Origin of the sequence: Phenylobacterium deserti, from assembly GCF_003254705.1 — a bacterium.
In the GTDB taxonomy this organism is placed as follows: domain Bacteria; phylum Pseudomonadota; class Alphaproteobacteria; order Caulobacterales; family Caulobacteraceae; genus Phenylobacterium; species Phenylobacterium deserti.
On record NZ_QFYR01000005.1, the window covers coordinates 133,136 to 151,242 of the forward strand.

The 18,107-nt window shown below is 68.9% G+C and carries 22 protein-coding genes; 6 read left to right on the forward strand and 16 right to left on the reverse strand.

The genetic code is table 11. The features are described from left to right. Window positions 1-6 precede the first annotated feature (6 nt). Window positions 7-2,238: a DNA topoisomerase IV subunit A gene (gene parC / locus DJ018_RS17320; RefSeq protein ID WP_111516235.1), complete on the reverse strand. Its 2,232-nt coding sequence runs from the start codon at window positions 2,236-2,238 to the stop codon at window positions 7-9. 233 nt (window positions 2,239-2,471) lie between these two features. Between parC and DJ018_RS17325 the strand changes: the two genes are divergently transcribed. After that, a complete protein-coding gene (locus DJ018_RS17325) occupies window positions 2,472-3,167 on the forward strand; it encodes a hypothetical protein (RefSeq protein ID WP_133254324.1) in 696 nt (231 codons plus the stop codon). Here the strand turns inward: DJ018_RS17325 and recO are convergent. From recO to lepB (DJ018_RS17345), 4 genes are read right to left on the reverse strand one after another with little or no spacing between them, the layout of a single operon-like run. Then, complete coding sequence (recO, locus tag DJ018_RS17330; protein WP_111516237.1) at window positions 3,164-3,895, reverse strand: DNA repair protein RecO; 732 nt, start codon at window positions 3,893-3,895, stop codon at window positions 3,164-3,166. The two genes, DJ018_RS17325 and recO, sit on opposite strands and share 4 nt — an antisense overlap. Before the next feature lie 15 nt (window positions 3,896-3,910). Further along, window positions 3,911-4,846: a GTPase Era gene (gene era / locus DJ018_RS17335; RefSeq protein ID WP_111516238.1), complete on the reverse strand. Its 936-nt coding sequence runs from the start codon at window positions 4,844-4,846 to the stop codon at window positions 3,911-3,913. Beyond that, window positions 4,843-5,544 carry a ribonuclease III gene (gene rnc / locus DJ018_RS17340; RefSeq protein WP_111516239.1) on the reverse strand — a complete coding sequence of 234 codons (702 nt, stop codon included), beginning with the start codon at window positions 5,542-5,544 and terminating at the stop codon, window positions 4,843-4,845. The genes era and rnc overlap by 4 nt, the downstream gene beginning before the upstream one ends. Then, entirely contained in the window at window positions 5,541-6,323 is a 783-nt protein-coding gene (gene lepB, locus DJ018_RS17345) for a signal peptidase I (protein WP_111516240.1), read from the reverse strand. Before lepB (DJ018_RS17345) ends, rnc begins: the two co-directional genes overlap by 4 nt. A 353-nt stretch (window positions 6,324-6,676) precedes the next feature. Between lepB (DJ018_RS17345) and DJ018_RS17350 the strand changes: the two genes are divergently transcribed. Beyond that, window positions 6,677-7,081, forward strand: a complete 405-nt coding sequence (locus DJ018_RS17350; RefSeq protein WP_111516241.1) for a helix-turn-helix domain-containing protein — start codon at window positions 6,677-6,679, stop codon at window positions 7,079-7,081. 25 nt (window positions 7,082-7,106) lie between these two features. Here the strand turns inward: DJ018_RS17350 and DJ018_RS17355 are convergent, their stop codons facing one another. Beyond that, entirely contained in the window at window positions 7,107-7,835 is a 729-nt protein-coding gene (locus DJ018_RS17355; protein WP_111516242.1) for a DUF6624 domain-containing protein, read from the reverse strand. A gap of 128 nt (window positions 7,836-7,963) precedes the next feature. On the opposite strand from DJ018_RS17355, the gene DJ018_RS17360 reads away from it, so the two are divergent. The 3 genes from DJ018_RS17360 to DJ018_RS17370 all read left to right on the forward strand — a co-directional run bounded on the left by DJ018_RS17360 (window position 7,964) and on the right by DJ018_RS17370 (window position 9,058). Then, entirely contained in the window at window positions 7,964-8,182 is a 219-nt protein-coding gene (locus DJ018_RS17360) for a hypothetical protein (RefSeq protein WP_111516243.1), read from the forward strand. A 1-nt stretch (window position 8,183) separates the two neighbouring features. After that, window positions 8,184-8,747, forward strand: a complete 564-nt coding sequence (locus DJ018_RS17365; protein ID WP_111516244.1) for a hypothetical protein — start codon at window positions 8,184-8,186, stop codon at window positions 8,745-8,747. 98 nt (window positions 8,748-8,845) lie between these two features. Then, window positions 8,846-9,058, forward strand: a complete 213-nt coding sequence (locus DJ018_RS17370) for a hypothetical protein (RefSeq protein WP_111516245.1) — start codon at window positions 8,846-8,848, stop codon at window positions 9,056-9,058. Here the strand turns inward: DJ018_RS17370 and DJ018_RS17375 are convergent. The 9 genes from DJ018_RS17375 to pqqA form a co-directional block, all read right to left on the reverse strand. Continuing rightward, entirely contained in the window at window positions 9,055-9,864 is an 810-nt protein-coding gene (locus DJ018_RS17375; protein ID WP_111516246.1) for a metallophosphoesterase family protein, read from the reverse strand. The genes DJ018_RS17370 and DJ018_RS17375 overlap by 4 nt on opposite strands. A 4-nt stretch (window positions 9,865-9,868) precedes the next feature. Further along, window positions 9,869-10,588, reverse strand: a complete 720-nt coding sequence (locus DJ018_RS17380) for a hypothetical protein (protein WP_111516247.1) — start codon at window positions 10,586-10,588, stop codon at window positions 9,869-9,871. 102 nt (window positions 10,589-10,690) lie between these two features. Further along, on the reverse strand, window positions 10,691-10,930 hold the full coding sequence (locus DJ018_RS17385; protein WP_111516248.1) for a hypothetical protein: 240 nt from the start codon (window positions 10,928-10,930) through the stop codon (window positions 10,691-10,693). Window positions 10,931-11,042: 112 nt separating this feature from the next. Continuing rightward, window positions 11,043-12,017, reverse strand: coding sequence for a S1C family serine protease (locus DJ018_RS17390; protein ID WP_111516249.1), 975 nt, complete (start codon window positions 12,015-12,017; stop codon window positions 11,043-11,045). Between the two features lie 65 nt (window positions 12,018-12,082). Beyond that, a complete protein-coding gene (pqqE, locus tag DJ018_RS17395) occupies window positions 12,083-13,168 on the reverse strand; it encodes a pyrroloquinoline quinone biosynthesis protein PqqE (protein WP_205853808.1) in 1,086 nt (361 codons plus the stop codon). Further along, complete coding sequence (pqqD, locus tag DJ018_RS17400) at window positions 13,165-13,437, reverse strand: pyrroloquinoline quinone biosynthesis peptide chaperone PqqD (RefSeq protein ID WP_111516250.1); 273 nt, start codon at window positions 13,435-13,437, stop codon at window positions 13,165-13,167. Before pqqD ends, pqqE begins: the two co-directional genes overlap by 4 nt. Beyond that, a complete protein-coding gene (gene pqqC / locus DJ018_RS17405; protein ID WP_111516251.1) occupies window positions 13,434-14,192 on the reverse strand; it encodes a pyrroloquinoline-quinone synthase PqqC in 759 nt (252 codons plus the stop codon). Before pqqC ends, pqqD begins: the two co-directional genes overlap by 4 nt. Then, window positions 14,189-15,094 (reverse strand): pyrroloquinoline quinone biosynthesis protein PqqB, encoded by a 906-nt coding sequence (gene pqqB / locus DJ018_RS17410; protein ID WP_205853809.1) that lies wholly within the window; start codon window positions 15,092-15,094, stop codon window positions 14,189-14,191. Before pqqB ends, pqqC begins: the two co-directional genes overlap by 4 nt. A 4-nt stretch (window positions 15,095-15,098) precedes the next feature. Then, window positions 15,099-15,350, reverse strand: a complete 252-nt coding sequence (gene pqqA, locus DJ018_RS19685; RefSeq protein WP_420849546.1) for a pyrroloquinoline quinone precursor peptide PqqA — start codon at window positions 15,348-15,350, stop codon at window positions 15,099-15,101. Between pqqA and DJ018_RS17420 the strand changes: the two genes are divergently transcribed. Further along, the gene (locus DJ018_RS17420) at window positions 15,288-17,249 is read left to right on the forward strand and encodes a glycoside hydrolase family 97 protein (protein ID WP_111516253.1); all 1,962 of its coding nucleotides are present in this window, start codon (window positions 15,288-15,290) and stop codon (window positions 17,247-17,249) included. The two genes, pqqA and DJ018_RS17420, sit on opposite strands and share 63 nt — an antisense overlap. On the opposite strand, the gene lepB (DJ018_RS17425) is transcribed toward DJ018_RS17420, so the two are convergent. Further along, window positions 17,246-17,998 (reverse strand): signal peptidase I, encoded by a 753-nt coding sequence (lepB, locus tag DJ018_RS17425; protein ID WP_111516254.1) that lies wholly within the window; start codon window positions 17,996-17,998, stop codon window positions 17,246-17,248. The genes DJ018_RS17420 and lepB (DJ018_RS17425) overlap by 4 nt on opposite strands. Between the last annotated feature and the right edge of the window lie 109 nt (window positions 17,999-18,107).

The window sequence follows — 18,107 nt, forward strand, 5'->3', positions numbered from 1 at the left end:
TGCCGCCTACTTCGGACGGAAACGCTTGGAAGTCGGGAAGCCCTTGGGGGCGAGCTTGCCCGCGCCGGCCCGGCGGCCGACCCACTCGCGCCATTCCGGCCAGGCGCGGGTGCGCCCGTCGGAGGTGGTCCAGGCGGCGCCCTCTTCGGCCTTGAAGACCAGGGCGTCGCGCAGACCGCCTTCGCGGTAGGCCTGCAGCTTGACCCCCTTGCCGCGCGGCATCTCGGGCAGCTCGTCGGTCGGGAAGACCAGGATCTTGCCGTTGTCGCCGACCACCGCGAGATGGTCGCCGTTCAGCGGCAGGGCGACGGCGGCCGCGCCGTTCAGCACCTGCTTGCCCGCCCGGCGGAAAGCGATGGCCTCGTCCTCCGGCAGGATGAAGCCGTAGCCCTCCTTGGACGCCAGGATGCGCTTGGAGCCCGGCTTGTGGACGAAGACGTCCACCAGGCCGACCTTGTCGTCGAGGTCGATCATCAGGCGCAGCGGCTCGCCATGGCCGCGGCCGCCCGGGAGCTTGTCGCAGCCCAGGGTGAAGAAGCGGCCGTCGGAGGCGAAGATCAGCAGCTTGTCGGTGGTCTCGGCGGGCACCAGGAACTGGAGCTTGTCGCCTTCCTTGAACTTCAGCTCGGACGGGTCTTCCACGCGGCCCTTGGCGGCGCGGATCCAGCCGCGCTCCGACAGGATCACGGTGATCGGCTCGCGCACGATCATGGCCTCGATGGCGGCGTCGGCGTCGATGGCGGGCGCTTCGGCGAAGATCGAGCGGCGACGGCCGAGGTCGGTGTCGGGACCCAGCTGCTCGCGCACGTGGCGCAGGCCGGCGCCGACAAGCTTCCACTGCTTGGCCTCGGAGTTCAGCATCGAGACGATGCCGTCGCGCTCTTCAGACAGCTCGGCGTGCTCGCGGCGGAGTTCCATTTCCTCGAGCCGGGCCAGCTGGCGCAGGCGGGTGTTGAGGATGGCGTCGGCCTGGATCTCCGTCAGCGCGAAGGTCTCGATCAGCTTTTCCTTCGGCTTGTCCTCGTAGCGGACGATGCGGATCACCTCGTCCAGATTGAGGAAGGCGATCATCAGGCCGTCGAGGATGTGCAGGCGCGCCTCGATCTTGGCCAGACGGTGCCGGGCCCGGCGGATCAGCACCTCTCTACGGTGATCGAGGAAAGCCTTGAGGACGCCCTTCAGGCCCATGACGCCGGGCGTGCCCTTGGCGTCCAGGACGTTGATGTTCACCGAGAAGCGGGTCTCGAGGGCGGAGAGCTTGAACAGGCTCTCCATCAGGACTTCCGGCTCGACGTTGCGGCTCTTGGGCTCCAGCACGAGGCGGATGTCCTCGGCGGACTCGTCGCGCACGTCGCCGAGCAGCGGGGCCTTCTTGGTCTCGATCAGCTCGGCCAGCTGCTCCACCAGGTCCGACTTCTTCACGTAGTACGGGATCTGGGTGACGACGATTTGGTAGGTGCCCCGCCCCGTCTCTTCCTTTTCCCAGAAGGCGCGGGTGCGAACGCCGCCCTTGCCCGTCTCGTACATGTCGAGCAGCGAGGCCTGGCTCTCGATAATCACGCCGCCGGTCGGGAAGTCGGGGCCCTTCACGTGGGTCATCAGGGCTTCGGTGGAGGCGTCGGGCTCCTCCAGCAGCATGAGGCAGGCGTCGACCAGCTCGGCGGCGTTGTGCGGCGGGATGGAGGTCGCCATGCCCACGGCGATGCCGGTGGTGCCGTTGGCCAGGAGGTTCGGGAAACCCGTGGGCAAGACGACCGGCTCGTCGTCGGCGCCGTCATAGGTCGGCTTGAAGTCGACCGCGTCCTCTTCGATGCCGTCCAGCAGCAGCATGGCGGCGGCGGTCAGGCGCGCTTCGGTGTAGCGCATGGCCGCCGGGTTATCGCCGTCGATGTTGCCGAAGTTGCCCTGGCCGTCGACCAGCGGATAGCGCTGGGCGAAGTCCTGCGCCATGCGCACCAGGGTGTCGTAGATCGACTGGTCGCCGTGCGGGTGATAGCCGCCCATCACCTCGCCCACGACCTTGGCGCACTTGCGGGCCGCGTTCTCGGGGTTCAGCCGCATCTCGCGCATGGCGTAGAGCACGCGCCGCTGCACGGGCTTGAGGCCATCGCGCACGTCCGGCAGGGCCCGGTCGGTGATGACGCTGAGCGCATAGGCCAGGTAGCGGCGCGACAGCGCCTCGGCCAGCGGCTCATCGATGATGCGGTCGCCGTCAGGCGGAAGTGCGATGTCGTTCATGAGGGAATCACAGAGCTAGGACCGCCCTTCATAGCCGTTCGGAGGGGCTCGCGTCGCTGTGACGACTAGCCTCTCGGCAGGCGGCGGCAAAGCCCTTCTCGCTTGAGCGACACGGCGCCGGATCGACGCCGATCGATGGATTGAACATGACGTTCAGCGCTCTTACCGCCCGCGCCATTGTGGAGCTTGAGGGTCAGCTTAGGCGTTCAGTGAGGAGCGGGGGGATCATTGCCGTGAGCGACAAAGAAACACGAAGGGTGCTCGTCGGCGGCATCGCCCTCCTCGGGCTGTCGATGCTGTCATTGGCGATCTTGATATTCGGCCGCGGAATGGCGCGCGAACTCGCGTTGGCTGGCCTGTTCCTTACGACGCCGCTGCTGGCGCTAGCTGGACCGAACTTGCGTTATCGGCGGCTCGCCGACGAACTTGAACCAGGGCAGCCGGAGGTTGCCATCCCGTCCCTGCCTGCGAGCAGCTATGCCCTTTGGGCGCAATTTGGCTTTAGCCTGATCGCCGCCGCCCTTGTGCTAGTTCACATTGAACAGCGATACACGCCGGATGGATCGAGCGGCCTAGTCGCTCTTGTGATCATGCTTCCTGCAGGCGCATGGCTGTTCGTCTCGAACGCACTGCGCTGGCGTCGCCCTCCCCCGCCCGTTCAGGTTCGGGGCGAAGGTCTGAAGGTTGGGAATAGCGTGAGCATACCCTGGGACGCGGTCGCCAACCTCAAGATGGACCCCTTCACTCAGGATCTGTTGATCCGTCTGAAGCACGACCCACGGATCTACGGGGTGGGCCGGGTCCGCAGGGACGGTGTTCTGGTGCTGCAATTGCCGAGCTTCATGCCGCTCCGGCTGCACTGGACCATCATCCATGCGATCGACAAGCAGCTGGCGGATGTCGGCCTCAGCCAGCGCCCCAACCCTTAGAGCCGGCCGGCGTCCTGGAGGCGTTCGACGAGCCAGACTCTGGCGGGCGGCAGGGGGCGGTTCAGGGGATTGAAGATGAAGGTCTCGAGGAAGTGGCCGGTGATCTCGAGACCCTGGGCCACGTCGCCGGGCGCAAGGCCGGTCTGGGACGAGAGCAGGAAGGGCGGCAGGGTCAACAGGCGGTCCTTGTAGGGCTCGCCCGCCGCGCGGGAGACGGCCCGGCCGGTGCGCGGGCTGACGTAGGCGAGATCGTCCACCTCTCCGGTGGCGGCGCACTTGGACAGGTCGAGGCCGAAGCCCAACTCCTGCAGAAGGCCCGCTTCGAAGCGGACGAATACGGCCGGCCAGATCTCCGGGATCATCAGCGCCTGAGCCAGGGCCTGGAAGGCGTAGTAGGCGCCGGGGTGCGGCTCGCGCTCGGGCAACGCGCCGGCGGCCACGGCGGCGGCGGCGGACAGGCCCGCCAGCGCCAGGGGATCGTCGAACAGGGCTGAGGGGCCCTCCCCCACCGGCTCCAGCTGGGCGGAGCCGAGCTGGCCTTCCGTGCGGGCCCGGTAGCGGGCGATCACCGCCGCGCCCGGCTGGAGGAACGGCTTCATCTTGCGCGAGGCGCCGCCGGCGATGTGGGCCGCCTGCTTGCCGTGGGTCTCGGTCAGAAGCTCGACGATAGCCCCGGACTCGCCATGGGCGCGGGCGGCGAGCACGAAGGCGTCGTCCTCGAACTCCATCAGCGCCTCAGGGCGTCAGGCATCGTAGTCGAGGCCGATGTCGCCGTAGAACTCGCGCTTGTCGGCCCACTTTTCGTCCACCTGGACGTGGAGGAAGAGGTGGACGGGGCGGTCGAACAGCTCGGTGAGCTCCTCGCGGGACTTCTGGCCGATCCACTTCAGGGTCTGGCCGTTCTTGCCCAGCACGATCGGCCTCTGGCTTTCGCGCTCGACGTAGATGGTCTGCTCGATGCGGGCCGAGCCGTCCTTGCGCTCCTCGAACTTGGTGGTCTCCACGGCGGCCGCGTAGGGCAGCTCCTCGTGGACGCGCAGGTAGATCTTCTCCCGGGTGATTTCGGCGGCCAGGAGGCGGGCCGGCAGGTCGGCGGTCTGGTCCTCCGGATAGAACCAGGGGTTCTCCGGCATCAGTTCGGCCATGCGCTTCTTGAGGTCGGCGACGCCCGAGCCGGTCTGGGCCGAGATCATGAAGACCTCGGTGTAGACGCCGGTCTCGAAGAGGCGCTGGGACAGCTGCAGCAGGGTCTCGCGCTTCACCAGGTCGACCTTGTTGAGCGCCAGGATCGCCTTGTTGCCGGAGGCCTTGAGGCCTTCGATGATGCTTTCCACGTCCTCGGCCGAGCGGCGATCGGCGGCCTTGCCGCCGCCCTCGCCCGTGGCGGCCAGCTCGGCGGCGGCGTCCACCAGGTGGACCACGGCGTCGGCGTCCTCGGCCCCGCCCCAGGCGGCGCGGACCATGGCGCGGTCAAGCCGGCGGCGGGGCTTGAAGATCCCTGGGGTGTCGACCAGCACGACCTGGGCGTCACCCTCCATGGCGACGCCGCGCACGGGAAAGCGCGTGGTCTGGACCTTCTGGGTCACGATGGAGACCTTGGCGCCCACCAGGCGGTTGGTCAGGGTCGACTTGCCCGCATTGGGCGCGCCGATGATGGCGCAAAAGCCAGCGCGGCTCATTTCTTCTCGTCCTTCTCAAGCCGTTCCAAGAGGCGGGCGGCGGCGAGCTTCTCGGCATCGCGCTTGGCGCCCGCTTCCGCGGCCTGGGGCTCCTGCCCCTGGACCCGGACCTCGATGGTGAAACGGGGATTATGTGCGGCGCCTTCCTGATGGACGACGACGTATTCGGGGATCGGCAGGCTGCGGGCCATGGCCCACTCCTGCAGCGCGGTTTTGGGATCCTTCTGCGGCACGTCGAGGTGCTCGAAGGCGTCAGCCCAGAACTGGTGCACAAAGGCGCGGGCCAGCTCCAGACCGCCCTCGCGATATAGGGCGGCGATCAGCGCTTCGCACGCATCGCCCAGCACGCGGTCGTTGGTGCGGGCGCCCACCCGCGTGGCGCTGGCGTCCACCCGCATGGCGGCGGGCAGCCCGGCGTCGCGGGCCGCACGGGCGCAGGCGTGATAGTTGACCAGGTGGTTCATGAGCTTGGCCAGCTCGCCTTCCGGCACGTCGGGCTTCAGCTCCATGATGCGCTCGGCGACGCAGAGATTCAGCACCCGATCGCCCAGGAACTCCAGGCGCTCGTTGTGGCGCACGACCTTGGCGCCCTTGCCGACGCTGGAATGGGTCAGGGCCCGCTCAAGGAGGTCGCGGTCTTGGAAGGTGTGGCCGATACGCCGTTCGAGCTCGGCGACCGCAGCGACGCGTGCGTTCATTTCAGGACGTGGAAGAACCGGCTGGGACGAGCCTGCATGACCCAGGTCCAGGGCTTAAGGATGGAAGCGCCCTGGTTCCAGGACAGCAGGATGATCTGGGCGCGGCCGACGAGGTTGGCCTCCGGCACGAAGCCGACGCCGCCGGCTTCGGGCGGGACGCGGCTGTCCATGGAGTTGTCGCGGTTGTCGCCCATCATGAAGTAGTGGCCCTGCGGCACCACGAAGGCGTCGGTGTTGTCGAGTTCGCCGTCGGTGCCGAAGTCGGAGGTGTCGAAGGTCCGGCCGTCCGGCAGGGTTTCGCGATAGTGCTGGACGTCGCGCACGAAGCCGTAGCCGCTGTCCTCCCGCTCCGTACCGGTAAAGTCGCGCTTCACCTGCTGGTCGTTGATGTAGAGCAGGCCGCCCCGCATCTGGATCTTGTCGCCCGGCAGGCCGATGACGCGCTTCACGTAGTCGGTGCGGCCGTCACGGGGCAGCTTGAACACCACCATGTCGCCGCGGCGCGCCGGCCGGTCCATCACTCGACCCTCGAAGATCGGCGGGCTGAACGGGATGGAGTGGCGCGAATAGCCGTAGGAGAACTTGGAGACGATGATGTAGTCGCCCTCGTAGAGGTTCGGCTCCATCGACGCCGACGGGATCGTGAAGGGCTGGAAGAACAGCACCCGCAGCACGAGCGCGATCAGCAGGGCGTAGACCACCGTCTTGATGATCTCGATGAATTCGCTGACGGCGCCGGACTTCTCCGGGGTGTGTGCGGCCTGCACGTTCTCGCTCATGAGGCTATCCCAACTCGCCCGGCCGCGCCGGACCGCTGTCGTTACGCGCTGGGCCCGCGCGGAGCAAGGCCAGGAGGCCCAGCGGCAAGCTGGGCGTCGGGCAGGCGTGACGCAGAGAGGCGCGTTCCCACTTCGGAAGAGGCCTCGGCGCGCACCCTTAAGAGAGCTTAAGCGTAATTTCTGCGGGTAGACGCTCGATCGCCATTCGGACGCGAGCAACATCAGCGCTGATTTTCCACGACTTTTTGCCGGCTATGTCGGCGACGTGACACGAGCATAGGTAGTTTTACGACGTAGCCGAGCGCGACCTTTCGGAGCACCACTCCCTCGCGAACCTTAGCAAGGAGCGGAACATGGAACGCAACAAGACGCCTGAGGAGATGGACGTGGCGCTGGGCGCCGCCGTGCGCATCCGTCGTCGGATGATGGGCATGAGCCAAGAAGTGCTGGCCGAGCACTGCGACGTCTCCTTCCAGCAGATCCAGAAGTACGAGAACGGCAGCAACCGCATCTCCTTCTCGCGGCTGGTGCAGATCGCCCAGGCGCTGAAGTGCCGGGTGAGCGACCTGGTGGCGGCGGTGGAGCCGAGCGGCGAAGCGGCGTCGGTGGGCGCGAGCCTGGTGCAGCGGCTGAGCACGCCGGGCGCGATGGAACTGCTGGAAGCCTATGAGCGCCTGCCCTCGCACGTGCGCGCCGCGGTGGTGCAGTTCACCGGCCAACTGACGCGTGAGCGGGAAGCCGAGCGCGAAGCCGCCTGATCCGGCGTGGGCGCCGCGCCTTGCCTCAGCAGGCGCGGCCCACGCCCAGTCGCTCGTTGTTCTCCTGCAAGGACGACAGTCCGACCTGCCGGCGCAGTTCGTTGACACGGCCAGGGTCCTCGAGCCGGTAGACAGCCCAGACGCCGTTTTCGCAGCCCACCTGGCTGCCGTAACGCTGCGGCCTGCCCTCGTACATTTCCAGCCGATCGTAGAGCAGCGCGTAGTCCGCGCCGTTCACTTCGCCCTGCGCCACCAGCGGCTCCATGGCCGCGAGCACCTGCTTCTGGAAGGCGCGGTCCGAGGCGTGCTGAACGATCAGCCAGGCCTGCTTCGTGGCAGCCTTCCCCTCGCGGCTGTTGCGAAACCAGCCGTCGGCCGGCAGCACCGTTTTGAGCCAACGAAGATTGTCTTCATCGACGGCGTTGAGCTCGCTCCAGATGCCCGCATTCACCCGCGAGCGTTCGTCCCGCGGCAGGTCGGCCTTCGTCGTGATCATGAAAGCACGGCGACCCGCCTGCTCCAACTCGACCCGGCGAGCCAGTTCCTCCACGACCGTGCCGTGAGGCGCCGAGGCGTGAGCCTCGCGCGCCTTGGCGAAAGCCGCCCGCCAGTCCGCCAGCAGGGCCTTGCCGGCGGCGCTTTGCGGCTCAGGCAGCATGGACGGAACGGCCTGGGCCAGCAGGCCCGCTGACGGGACGGCGACGAGGGCGAACAAGGCGGCGGCCAGCGCCGCTCTCCACGATCCGGTGCGCATGGCGGAATGCTAACCCCAAAACGGCTGCAAGCTCCACCGGAAGTTGGCGGAAGATCCGCGCGCCCCTTTGCGTTGCAGCGGGCTGCAAGAGGCCATACGCTCTGCCTGCCAGCCACGCGGAGCTTCAGATGAAGCCGAAGCTCTCAGACCACCCGATCATGCCGCGCCTGCAGCAGGCGCTGTTCGTGCTGCGATTGGCATTCCTATTCTGGGGCGCCTGGTTCTTCCGGATCTGGGAGCCTGCAAGCTGGCCAGGGATCGTTGCGGGCCTGCTGATCGTCGCCTTCCCGCTTGGCGTGGCGCTGGCGTGGACACGTTATCGCGGCCGGCGCATCGGACAGGTCTGAGATGCTGGCGCCCCTGCTCGCCCTTGTGCTGGCGTTCGCCCAGCCGGCGCTGTCCGAAAAGGATCTGGGCCAGGAGGCGGCGCCTGCTCCCCTGTTCAGCGCCGAGCAGGTGGAACGGCTGATCGCCCGGTCGGCCCGAGCCATCACCCACCGCACCGGCAAGATCCGTGGGCAGGCGCTGGGCCGGTTCGACACGCCGCTGGGCGAGGCCGAGGCGTTCCGCACCGACTTCCTGCAGAACCAGTTCCGGCGCCGCTATGTCCTGCTGATCCACCCACGCGAGATCAGCAATGGACCCGTCACCATCACGCTGACCAGCAACCTGCAGGTGGACAAACTGGCTCGGCAAAATGGCGACGCGCCGCCGCTGTTCCTCGACCTCTACACCTGCAAGCGGCACGTGACTCTGACCATGCTCGCCCAGGAGCCGAGCTTCGAAGAGCTGCGCAGCCTGGTCGTGGCGCGGCTGCAGGACGGCTCGGCGCCCTCGTCCACCCAGGCGCCTGCCGGTCCGTCGTGCAATTTCGCGCCCTATGTGCTGCCTGGACTGGAGTTCGGGGGCTGAGAGCGAGTTGGCGATTTTCCGGATGATCTGAACTTGGTCATCCGGCGTTCAGGCGGCGGGGAGCATTGACGCCCGGTCGGGTCATCCATGGAGGCCGCATGAGACCTCGAGACGCTCGAGCGATCCTGTTCGTCGTGACCACCTCGCTGCTGGTCCTGATCCTGAGCCTTGTGCTGCTGAGGAATTATCTGGCGAGCCTGGCGATCCTGGGCGCGTGGCTGGCGATCGTCATGACGCGGCCGCGGATGCTGCGGGTGATGCGCCGCCTGCGCGGCGAGCCGGATTGGAGCGGCTACTACAAGGATCGCTAGGCGGCCTCGGCCCTGGCCTGGAGGATGGCCATGCGGTTGTCCTCAAGGCGCACGGCGGTGAGCACGCCGGTGGCGTAGGCGCCGGTGTCGAGCCCCAGGCGATGACCGTGCATCTGGGGCTTCTCGTCGATCCAGGTGTGGCCGTGGACGATGACCTTCTCGTGCGGGCCTTCGGACTCCAGAAAGCTGCGGCGGATCCACAGGAGATCGCGCTCGTCCTGGGCGGCCAGGGCGGCGCCGGGCCGCACGCCGGCATGGACAAAGGCGTAGTCGCCCACCGCCACCATCAGCTCCAGGGTCTGCAGCCGCCGCAGGTGGGCGGCGGGCATGCGATCGAGAAGGGCGTCTCGGGCCTGACGCAGGTCCTGCGGCCCTGACTCCTCGCCCGGCGGCTCGACCCCGTAGGCGGTGAGCGTCTGAGCGCCGCCGAAGCCAAGCCAGGGGGCGGCGCGCACCGGATCGTCGATGAAGTCGAGCATGGCCTGTTCGTGGTTGCCCTTGAGCAGGCGCACCTCCAGGTCCGGCCGGCGGGCGAGCCAGATCAGGGCGTCCAGCACCTCCGGCGACTGAGGGCCGCGATCCACATAGTCGCCCAGGAAGACCAGCACCGGTCGACGCCCAGCGGTGCGCTGGGCGTAGTCGCGGGCCAGCTGGGCCAGCATGACCTTCAGCAGATCATAGCGGCCGTGGATGTCGCCCACGGCGTAGACCAGTTCGCCATCCACCTGGCGGCCGGTGGGCTGTTCGCCCTGGCCGAAGGGGTTTGCGGTGTAGTCCAGCGGCTTGACGTCGAGGCTGCTGAGCATGGGGTCAGCTCCGGGCGCGCTCGCGGGCGGCGATGCGGTCCAGCTCCGAGGCCATGGCGCGGTAGCCGTTGATGACCCGGCGTGGATCGCGGTTGGCGACGCGGCGAAGGCCGGCCCACTCGCGGCGGTACTCCACCAGCACGCCGCGGGGCGCGCCGGCCCGGACGGCGGAGGCGTAGGCGGTGCGCAGGCGGCGGTCGGCGGAGATCACCGCGGGGTAAAGGCAGCGGGCCCTCGCCTCGCCATGCAGGCCGGCGCAGCGGCCGCCGCCTTCGCGGGAGGCCTTGGCGCGGGTGACCTTGGGACGGGCGGCCGCGGGCTTCTTGGGCGTGGCGGCGGACTGCACCGCGGGCGCCTCGACCGAAGCGGCGGGCGCGGCGGGCGGCAGAGTGTTGAGCGGCGCGGAGGCAGTGGTGGACGGCGCGGGCGGCGGGGCCGCCTGGGCGACCTGCACCGGAAGGGTGGCGGCGGGCGGCGCGGCGGCGGCCTTGGGCGGCGCGCGATTGGCGACCGCCCAGACCGCAACGGCGGCCAGGGCCACCGCGCCGAGCGCGCCGGCCGCGCCCGCGCTCAGCCGGCGGCGCGGCTGGCCGAGGGGGACGCCCTTGACCGCGCTGGGGCGGCCGGCGGCTTCTGGAGGTACGGCGGGATCGACCTGACCGAAGATCTGTTCAAGATCGTCCGAGACCGCACGCGAGCGCTCGTCGCGACCGTGAAACGCCATGCGCTGACCTTCAAGCAAACGGGCCGACGGCAGCACGCGCCGCCGGCTTCAGCCGCAAGAACGGTCAAGGCCTCGCTTTGATCCCCTGCCCTTTGCTTTCGCCTATTCGGCGGCCAGGGCGAGGCCTTCCGGCTGCAATTTGCGGCAGCGGCTGGTGTAGCCGAGGTGGTCGGCGCCGTTTTGCAGGTCACGCAGCCAGGCGCGGTCGCCACGGATGGCGATCACTTCGTAACGCGGGAACTGGTTGGCGCCCGTGCACACGATGTCGCCGGCGAGGATCTCTTCCTCATAGCCGCGCTCGTGGTCGAGGCCGAAGACGTTGGAGTAGCTGGAAAGCGACATGGGGGCGCCTCGTTGGTGACCCCCTGAAGATGGCGTCCGGGCCGGCGGATTTGAATGTCCCAACCTGCCGCGCGGCATTCTGCCCAGGGGGCGCCCCTTGCGGTCCGCGCCCCTAGTTGAGGCGCGGCTTGCGCAGGAGGGCGGCGCGATCCATCGAGCGGATCTCCACGTCGAAGATGTCGTCCTCGCGCTGGATGCGCAGGGGCACGACGACGCCTGCGCCGCCGCGGCCCCACAGGCGGCTGTAGAACTCGTCGAGATCGGACACCGCCTGCCCCTCCACCGCCAGGATGATGTCGCCCATGCGCAGCTCGGCCCGGCTGGCGGGCCCGCCGGGATGGAGGCCGACGACCACCACGTGGTCGCCCATCTCCTGGGTGAAGACGCCGAGCCAGGGGCGCGGCGGATGGGGCTGGCGGCCGTGGGCCAGGTCGTCGAGGATCGGCGGCAACAGGTCGATCGGCACAAACATGTTGATCGGCTTGGGCCCCGAGCGGGACTGCCGCTCCAAGCTGAGGGAGCCCACGCCCACCAGTTCGCCCCGGCTGTTGATCAGGGCAGCGCCGCTCCAGTGCGGGTGGGCGGGCTCGGTCATCAGCGCCTCGTCCAGGAAGTACTCCCAGTAGCCGGCGAAGGGCATTGCGGTGAGCAGGTGGCCCGCCGCCGCATGGGCGCGACCGCCGGCGCCGGCGATCACCACCGGCGAGCCGGCCTCCAGGTCGCGGGAGCGGCCAAGCGGCAGGGCCGGCAGCCCGAGCGGCTCGAGCGCCTGAACCAGGCCGAAGCCGGTGACCGCGTCGATGCCGAGGACGTGAGCCGGCACGCGCGTGCCGTCGTTGCGGGTGAGGGTCACCTCCTCCGCCTCGGTGACCAAGTAGCCGATGGTCAGCACCAGGCCGTTGGGACTGATCACCACGCCGTTGCCGAGCCGCTGGGTCCCCAGGATGGTGGCCGTGTGGGCCTCCTCCGGCACCCGGGCTTCCAGAGCCACGACGGATGAGAGCGCCCGGTCCAGCTCGAACCGGTAGCCCTGCTCCTTGGGCCGATGGGCCGCTTCAACCTCATAGCCGTCGAACGGTGACGCCACGCTGATCTCCTGAAACTCAGCCCCGGAATCTGGGGCGGGCGCCGCGTCGCAGCAAGGGGGCGCGCTCAGGCAGGCGTGCGAGGCTGGCGCGGCGCCCAGGCGGCGTTATCGCGGGCGGAGCCAAGGGCGGCCGTGATGGCGTGGCGATCGGGGGAGCGCTCGCAGACCGGGTCGGCCCGCCGGGCGTCGCCGGTCAACGCCAGGGCCTGGCAGCGGCAGCCGCCCCAGTCGACCTCCCGCAGGTCGCAGGTGCGGCACGGATCGGGCATCCAGGATGTGCCGCGGAAGGTCTCGAAGGCCTCCGAGCTGTTCCAGATCTGGCGCAGGGACTGCTCGCGCACTGAGGGGAAAGTCAGGTTCGGCAGGGTCTCGGCCGCATGGCAGGGCAAGGCCTTGCCGGCGGGCGAGATGTTCATGAACCGTCGACCCCAACCGGACATGCAGGCCTTGGGCCGGGCGGCGTAGTAGTCGGGCACCACATAGTCGATGACCATGGAGGCCCCGAGCCGGACGCGGGCGGCCTCCACCACCGCGGTGGAGCGCTCCAGCTGTTCGCGGGTGGGCAGCAGCGCGTCGCGGTTCAGCAGACCCCAGCCGTAATACTGGGTGTGGGCCACCTCCATCCGCGCAGAGCCGAGCTGTTCGGCCAGGGCGATCATCTGCTCCAGCCGGTCGACGTTCTGGCGGTGGATCACGAAGTTGGTGGTCAGCGGCAGGCCGGCGGCGCGGATGAAGCGGGCGGCGTCGAGCTTCTTCTGCTGGGCGCCGCGCAAGCCGCCAAGCCGCTCGGCGCTTTCGACCTCGGCGTCCTGGAAGCTGAGCTGGATGTGGTCGACGCCGGCTTCCACCAGCTCGGCCAGGGCCGCCTCGGTGAGCATGACACCCGAGGTGATCAGGTTGGAATAGAGGTCGACGCTGGCGGCGTGGCGGACCAGCTGGACGAGGTCGCGCCGGGCCATGGGCTCGCCGCCGGAGAAGTGCACCTGCAGGACGCCCAGTTCGGCGGCCTCGGACAGCACCCGCTTCCAGTCGTCTGTGGAGAGCTCGGCGCTGGCGCGCTCCAGCTCGAGGGGATTGGAGCAGTAGGGGCACTTGAGCGGGCAGCGGTGGGTCAGCTCCGCCAGCAGGGCCAGGGGTGGCGCGGGCGTCACGAGCGGACGGCTCCCTTCTGCCGCAGGTCTTCAAGGAAGGTCACGACGTCGGCCAGGATCACGTCCCGTGGCGCGTTGAAGCGAGCGGCCAGGTCGTCGCTGATGGCTTCCACCGTGCGCTCGCCGTCCACGAGCTTCAGGATTTCCGTGGAGGGTTGGTCGAGGGCGAACATCCGCTCAGGGGCCAGCAGCACCCAGGCCTCGCGCGCCTGGTCGAAGCGCAGCTTCACGCCGCGCGACAGGGCCGGCTGGGACTGGGCGGTGATCATGCGAGGGTCCCGGCCGCCTGGCGCTCCGGGGCCGGCGTGAAGGCGCCGGGGGGCACGAAACCGGGCTCCACATAGGCGAAGTAGAGGGCGTCGAGCTGGGACCAGAGGACGTCGCACTTGAAGCGCAGCGCCGCGAGGACCGCCTGCTGCTTTTCGGGCGTGTCGGCGTGCTGCTGCACATAGGCCAGGGCGAAGTCGACGTCGCGCGGCGCCTGGGTCAGCCGCGGGGTGAAGTAGGCCAGGGTGTCCTGGGTGATCCAGTCGTAGTTGGCCAGCATGCCCGAGACCCGCTCGGCGATGATGTTGGGCGAGAACATCTCGGTCAGCGACGATGCGATGGCTTCAAGGATGGAGCGCTCGCGCACGAAGTTGACGTAGGCATCCACGGCGAAACGGGTGGCGGGCAGGATCAGGCGGGTGGACTCCACCGCCTCAGGGTCCAGGCCGACCCCCACGGCGAGCGCCTTCCAGCGAGCGACCCCGCCGGGCGAGGTCTCGTGACCGTCGTGGTCTTCCAGCCGGCGGCGCCACTCGCGGCGCAGCTCGGCGGTGGGCAGGCGCGCAAGAAGGGCGGCGTCCTTGGCCGGGATCCGGCTCTGGTAATAGAAGCGATTCAGCGCCCAGGCCTGGACCTGGCCGCGATCGAGCTTCCCGCCATGCAGCAGCCGGTGGAACGGGTGGAGGTTGTGGTAGCGGGTGCGCCCGATCTCGCGCAGGGCCTCTTCGAGGCCGCCCGGCGTCAGAAACTCACTCACAGGCTGAACTCCATGCCGTCGTAGGCGACGAGCCAACCGGCCTGTTCGATCTGGGCCCGCTCCGCGCTGTCGGCAAGCAGAGCCGGGTTCGAATTGTTGAGATGGATGAACACCTTGCGCGCCACCGGGATGGATTCGAAGGCGGCGATGGCGCCGTTGGGGCCAGAAATGCTCATGTGGCCCATGCGCTGGCCGGTCTTCGCGCCGAGGCCCGCGATCACCATCTCGTCGTCGCGCCAGAGCGTGCCATCGAAGAAGACGAGGTCGGCGCCCGAGAGCCGGGCCGCGAGCTCCGGCGTCATGGCCGCGCAGCCGGGGATGAAGAACAGGGTGTTGCGGCCGTCCGAGATGGCGGCGCCGACGGTGACATCGCTGGTCTCGATAGCCGGCGCATCGCTTTCCTCAAGGTAGAGCGGCGTCTTGCCCGGCACAGGGAAGAACTCGACGGTCAGGCCGCTGTCCAGCGTCACAGGCTCGCCCACCGCCAGCGGGCGCCGGGCGACGACATCGCGCGCCAGAACCTCGAAGATGCTGTTGGCGTCCAGCACGCCCAAGATCCGCGGCGTGGCCCAGAGGCTGAAAGGCTGGCGCTCGCGCAAGGTGAGCAGGCCCGCCACCACGTCCACGTCCCCGCCGGTCAGCACCACGTCGGTGATGGGCGTGGAGCGCAAGCCGTCGCGAGGATGGAGGAAGCTCGAACGGTTGATCTGCTCACGCAGATCGGGCGAGGCGTTGATGAGGGTCCAGCGATCGCCGTCGAGGCTGACGGCCAGGCTCGCCTGGGTGCGGGCGGGGGCGGCGGGATCGCCGGAGCGCGCCCTGCGGCAGCCTTCGGCGTTGGAGTTCCACTGCGGAAAGCCGCCGCCCGCGGCCGCGCCAAGCACGACCGCGCGCAGTGTCACGCTCTTAAGCCTTGATCTCGGCGCAAGCGTAGCAGTTGATTTCGCAGCCGAGGGAAATCTCGACCACCTTCGGTGACGTCCAGGCCATAAGCTTCTCCCAGTACAAGGGCCGGTCTAAAGCCGGCCGTGACGAGATAGTTGCAGCATCACGTGGGCAGTTCAACCGACTAACGGCAGGCGCAGGAGAGACGGAATGCGGAGCTGGATGGGCGCCGGGATGGCAGCCTTGGCCGTAGGCTGCGGCGGAGCCGCCCATGCGGAGACCCTGCGGCTGACCTCGCCCAATGGACAGGTGGCGGTGAGCTTCTCCGACGACGCGGGCGCGGCCAGCTACGCCGTAAGCCTGCGTGGCCGCACGCTGATCTCCCCGTCGGCCATGGGCCTGCAGCTCGACAAGGGCGGGCGCATCGGCGGGGCGGTGCGGATCGGCGGATCGCAGCGAACAAGCGTCGACCGCACCTATCGGCTGGTGGCCGGCAAGGTTTCGGAAGCGCGGGACCACTTCAACGAGATGACCGTAGACTTGGCGGAGACGGGCGCCGGCGGGCGGCGCATGCAGATCGTGTTGCGGGCCTATGACGACGGGATCGCCTTCCGCTATCGGCTGCCGGTGCAGGCCGGGCTGGAGGCGGTCAACGTCCAGTGGGAGTCGACGCAGTTCGCCTTTGGAGGCGACTTCGACTGCTGGGGCCTGAACCTTGGTCACGCGCGCACCAGCCACGAAGGCGAGTTCGACAAGGTCAGCGCCACGCGCCTGCGCGCGACAGCGCTCTATGACGCGCCGCTCGTCTGCGAGACGAAGGGCGCCGCGTTCGCCCTGGCGGAAGCGGACCTGAAGGACTGGTCGGCCATGTACCTGTCCGGTCGGGGCGATGGCGGTCCTGGCGTGGAAGCCAAGCTGTCGCCGCGGCTGGACGATCCCGGCGTGGCGGTGCGCACGCGCATCGGCTCGGACGTGGTCTCGCCCTGGCGCGTGGTGATGGTGGGCGAGAACGCCGGACAGCTGGTGGAGTCCACCCTGATCACCAACCTGAACCCCGATCCGGCGTTCGACGCGAGCTGGGTCAAGCCGGGCAAGGCCGCCTGGGACTGGTGGAACGGCCCGCAGGTGTCCGGCGTCCCCAAGCCCGGCATGAACAACGAGACCATCCGCAAGTTCATCGACTTCGCCGCGGAAGCCAAGCTCGAGTACATGCTGGTGGACGAAGGCTGGTACGCGGGCGCCGGCGGCGGTGGGACGGTGCGACCGGGCGTCGACATGACCCGCACCATCCCAGAGATCGACATGCCGGCCCTGGTCGCCTACGGGCGCGACAAGGGCGTGGGCCTGTGGGTGTGGGCCAACTGGCAGGCGCTGGACGCCCAGATGGACGAGGCGCTGGCGCTATACGAGCGCTGGGGCGTCAAGGGCATCAAGGTCGACTTCATGGACCGGGACGACCAGGAGATGGTGGCCTTCTTCCACCGACTTCTGCGCAAGGCCGCCGAGCACCACCTGCTGGTGAACCTGCATGGGATGAGCCACCCCACGGGCATGACGCGCACCTATCCCCACTTCCTGACCCAGGAAGGCGTGCTGGGCGCCGAGTACAACAAGTGGAGCCGGCGGGTGACGGCGAGCCACAACGTCACCCTGCCCTTCACGCGCATGCTGCTGGGGCCGATGGACTACACGCCGGGCGGCTTTCGCAACGTGACGCCGGCGGCGTTCGAGCCGCGCAACACCCTGCCCTTCGTGCAGACCAGCCGGGGCCAGGCCCTGGCCATGTACGTGGTCTACGAGAGCCCGTTCGCCTGCGTGTCGGACAGCCCGGACGCCTATGTCGGCCAGCCGGAGCTGGAGGTGATCAGCGCCGTGCCGACGACGTGGGACGAGACGCGGGTTCTGGCGGGCGAGATCGGCCAATACGTGGTGGTGGCCCGGCGCAAGGGCGACAGCTGGTGGATCGGCGCCATGACCAACGAGACGGGCCGGACGGTTCGCGTGCCGCTGGAGCGGCTGAAGCTCGGGGGCGCCTATGCCGCCGAGCTCTGGACCGACGGCGCAACGCCCAGCCAGACGCAGCGCACCCGGCGGACGGTGCGCGGCGGGTCGTTGTCCCTGAAGCTCGCGCCGTCAGGCGGCGCGCTGGTGCGCCTCGAGCCGCAGGCCTAGTCGAGGCGGTGGAAGAACCTGTCGCCGCGCAGGTTCAGCCACGTCCAAGGCTTGAACAGCGAGGAGCCGGGCTTCCAGGACAGCAGGACGAACTCGGCCTTGCCTTCCAGGTTCTCGGCCGGGACGAAGCCTGCGCCGCCAGCCTCGGGCGGAACGCGGCTGTCGACCGAGTTGTCCCGATTGTCACCCATCATGAAGTAGTGCCCTTCCGGCACCACGAAGGTGTCGGTGTCGTCGAGGGGGCCGTCGGGGCCGAAGTCCTGGGTCTGCACCTGCTTGCCGTTGGGCAGGGTCTCGGTGAAGCGCAGGTCGTTTCCGTAGCCGATGCGGCCGGCGGGCGGGACGGCCTGACGCGGCAGGGCCACGCCGTTGATGTAGAGCAGGCCATCGCGCATCTGCAGCCGGTCGCCAGGCATGCCGATGACGCGCTTGATCAGGTCCGTGCGGTTGTCCCGGGGCGTCTTGAACACCACCACGTCCCCGCGCTGGGGCGCCTTGCCCATGATCCGGCCGTCGAACAGCGGCGGGCTGAAGGGGATGGAATGGCGCGACCAGCCGTAGGTGTACTTGGACACATAGATGTAGTCGCCCTCGTAGAGCGCCGGCTCCATGGAGGCCGACGGGATGGTGAAGGGCTGGAACAGGAAGACCCGCAGGACCAGCACGATAAGCAGCACGCTGCCCACGCTCTTGATGGTCTCCCACGCTTCGTTTGCGGGACCGCTCGCCTGCTTCGCCGTCTTCGCCATGTCGACTCCGTCTTTCCGCCCCCCGAATAGCAGGCTTCAGCTTCAAATAGGACAGGCGCAGGCGCCGCGCCCGTGAACTTGTGTTCAGGCGGCGCCGTGGGCTGGCGCG

Coding starts and splice junctions, on each gene's coding strand:
- parC (WP_111516235.1), bottom strand. CDS start 2,238: ATGAACGACATCGCACTTCCGCCTGACGGCGACCGCATCATCGATGAG.
- recO (WP_111516237.1), bottom strand. CDS start 3,895: ATGGAGTTCGAGGACGACGCCTTCGTGCTCGCCGCCCGCGCCCATGGC.
- era (WP_111516238.1), bottom strand. CDS start 4,846: ATGAGCCGCGCTGGCTTTTGCGCCATCATCGGCGCGCCCAATGCGGGC.
- rnc (WP_111516239.1), bottom strand. CDS start 5,544: ATGAACGCACGCGTCGCTGCGGTCGCCGAGCTCGAACGGCGTATCGGC.
- lepB (WP_111516240.1), bottom strand. CDS start 6,323: ATGAGCGAGAACGTGCAGGCCGCACACACCCCGGAGAAGTCCGGCGCC.
- DJ018_RS17350 (WP_111516241.1), top strand. CDS start 6,677: ATGGAACGCAACAAGACGCCTGAGGAGATGGACGTGGCGCTGGGCGCC.
- DJ018_RS17355 (WP_111516242.1), bottom strand. CDS start 7,835: ATGCGCACCGGATCGTGGAGAGCGGCGCTGGCCGCCGCCTTGTTCGCC.
- DJ018_RS17360 (WP_111516243.1), top strand. CDS start 7,964: ATGAAGCCGAAGCTCTCAGACCACCCGATCATGCCGCGCCTGCAGCAG.
- DJ018_RS17365 (WP_111516244.1), top strand. CDS start 8,184: ATGCTGGCGCCCCTGCTCGCCCTTGTGCTGGCGTTCGCCCAGCCGGCG.
- DJ018_RS17370 (WP_111516245.1), top strand. CDS start 8,846: ATGAGACCTCGAGACGCTCGAGCGATCCTGTTCGTCGTGACCACCTCG.
- DJ018_RS17375 (WP_111516246.1), bottom strand. CDS start 9,864: ATGCTCAGCAGCCTCGACGTCAAGCCGCTGGACTACACCGCAAACCCC.
- DJ018_RS17380 (WP_111516247.1), bottom strand. CDS start 10,588: ATGGCGTTTCACGGTCGCGACGAGCGCTCGCGTGCGGTCTCGGACGAT.
- DJ018_RS17385 (WP_111516248.1), bottom strand. CDS start 10,930: ATGTCGCTTTCCAGCTACTCCAACGTCTTCGGCCTCGACCACGAGCGC.
- pqqD (WP_111516250.1), bottom strand. CDS start 13,437: ATGATCACCGCCCAGTCCCAGCCGGCCCTGTCGCGCGGCGTGAAGCTG.
- DJ018_RS17420 (WP_111516253.1), top strand. CDS start 15,288: ATGCGGAGCTGGATGGGCGCCGGGATGGCAGCCTTGGCCGTAGGCTGC.
- pqqA (WP_420849546.1), bottom strand. CDS start 15,350: ATGGGCGGCTCCGCCGCAGCCTACGGCCAAGGCTGCCATCCCGGCGCC.
- lepB (WP_111516254.1), bottom strand. CDS start 17,998: ATGGCGAAGACGGCGAAGCAGGCGAGCGGTCCCGCAAACGAAGCGTGG.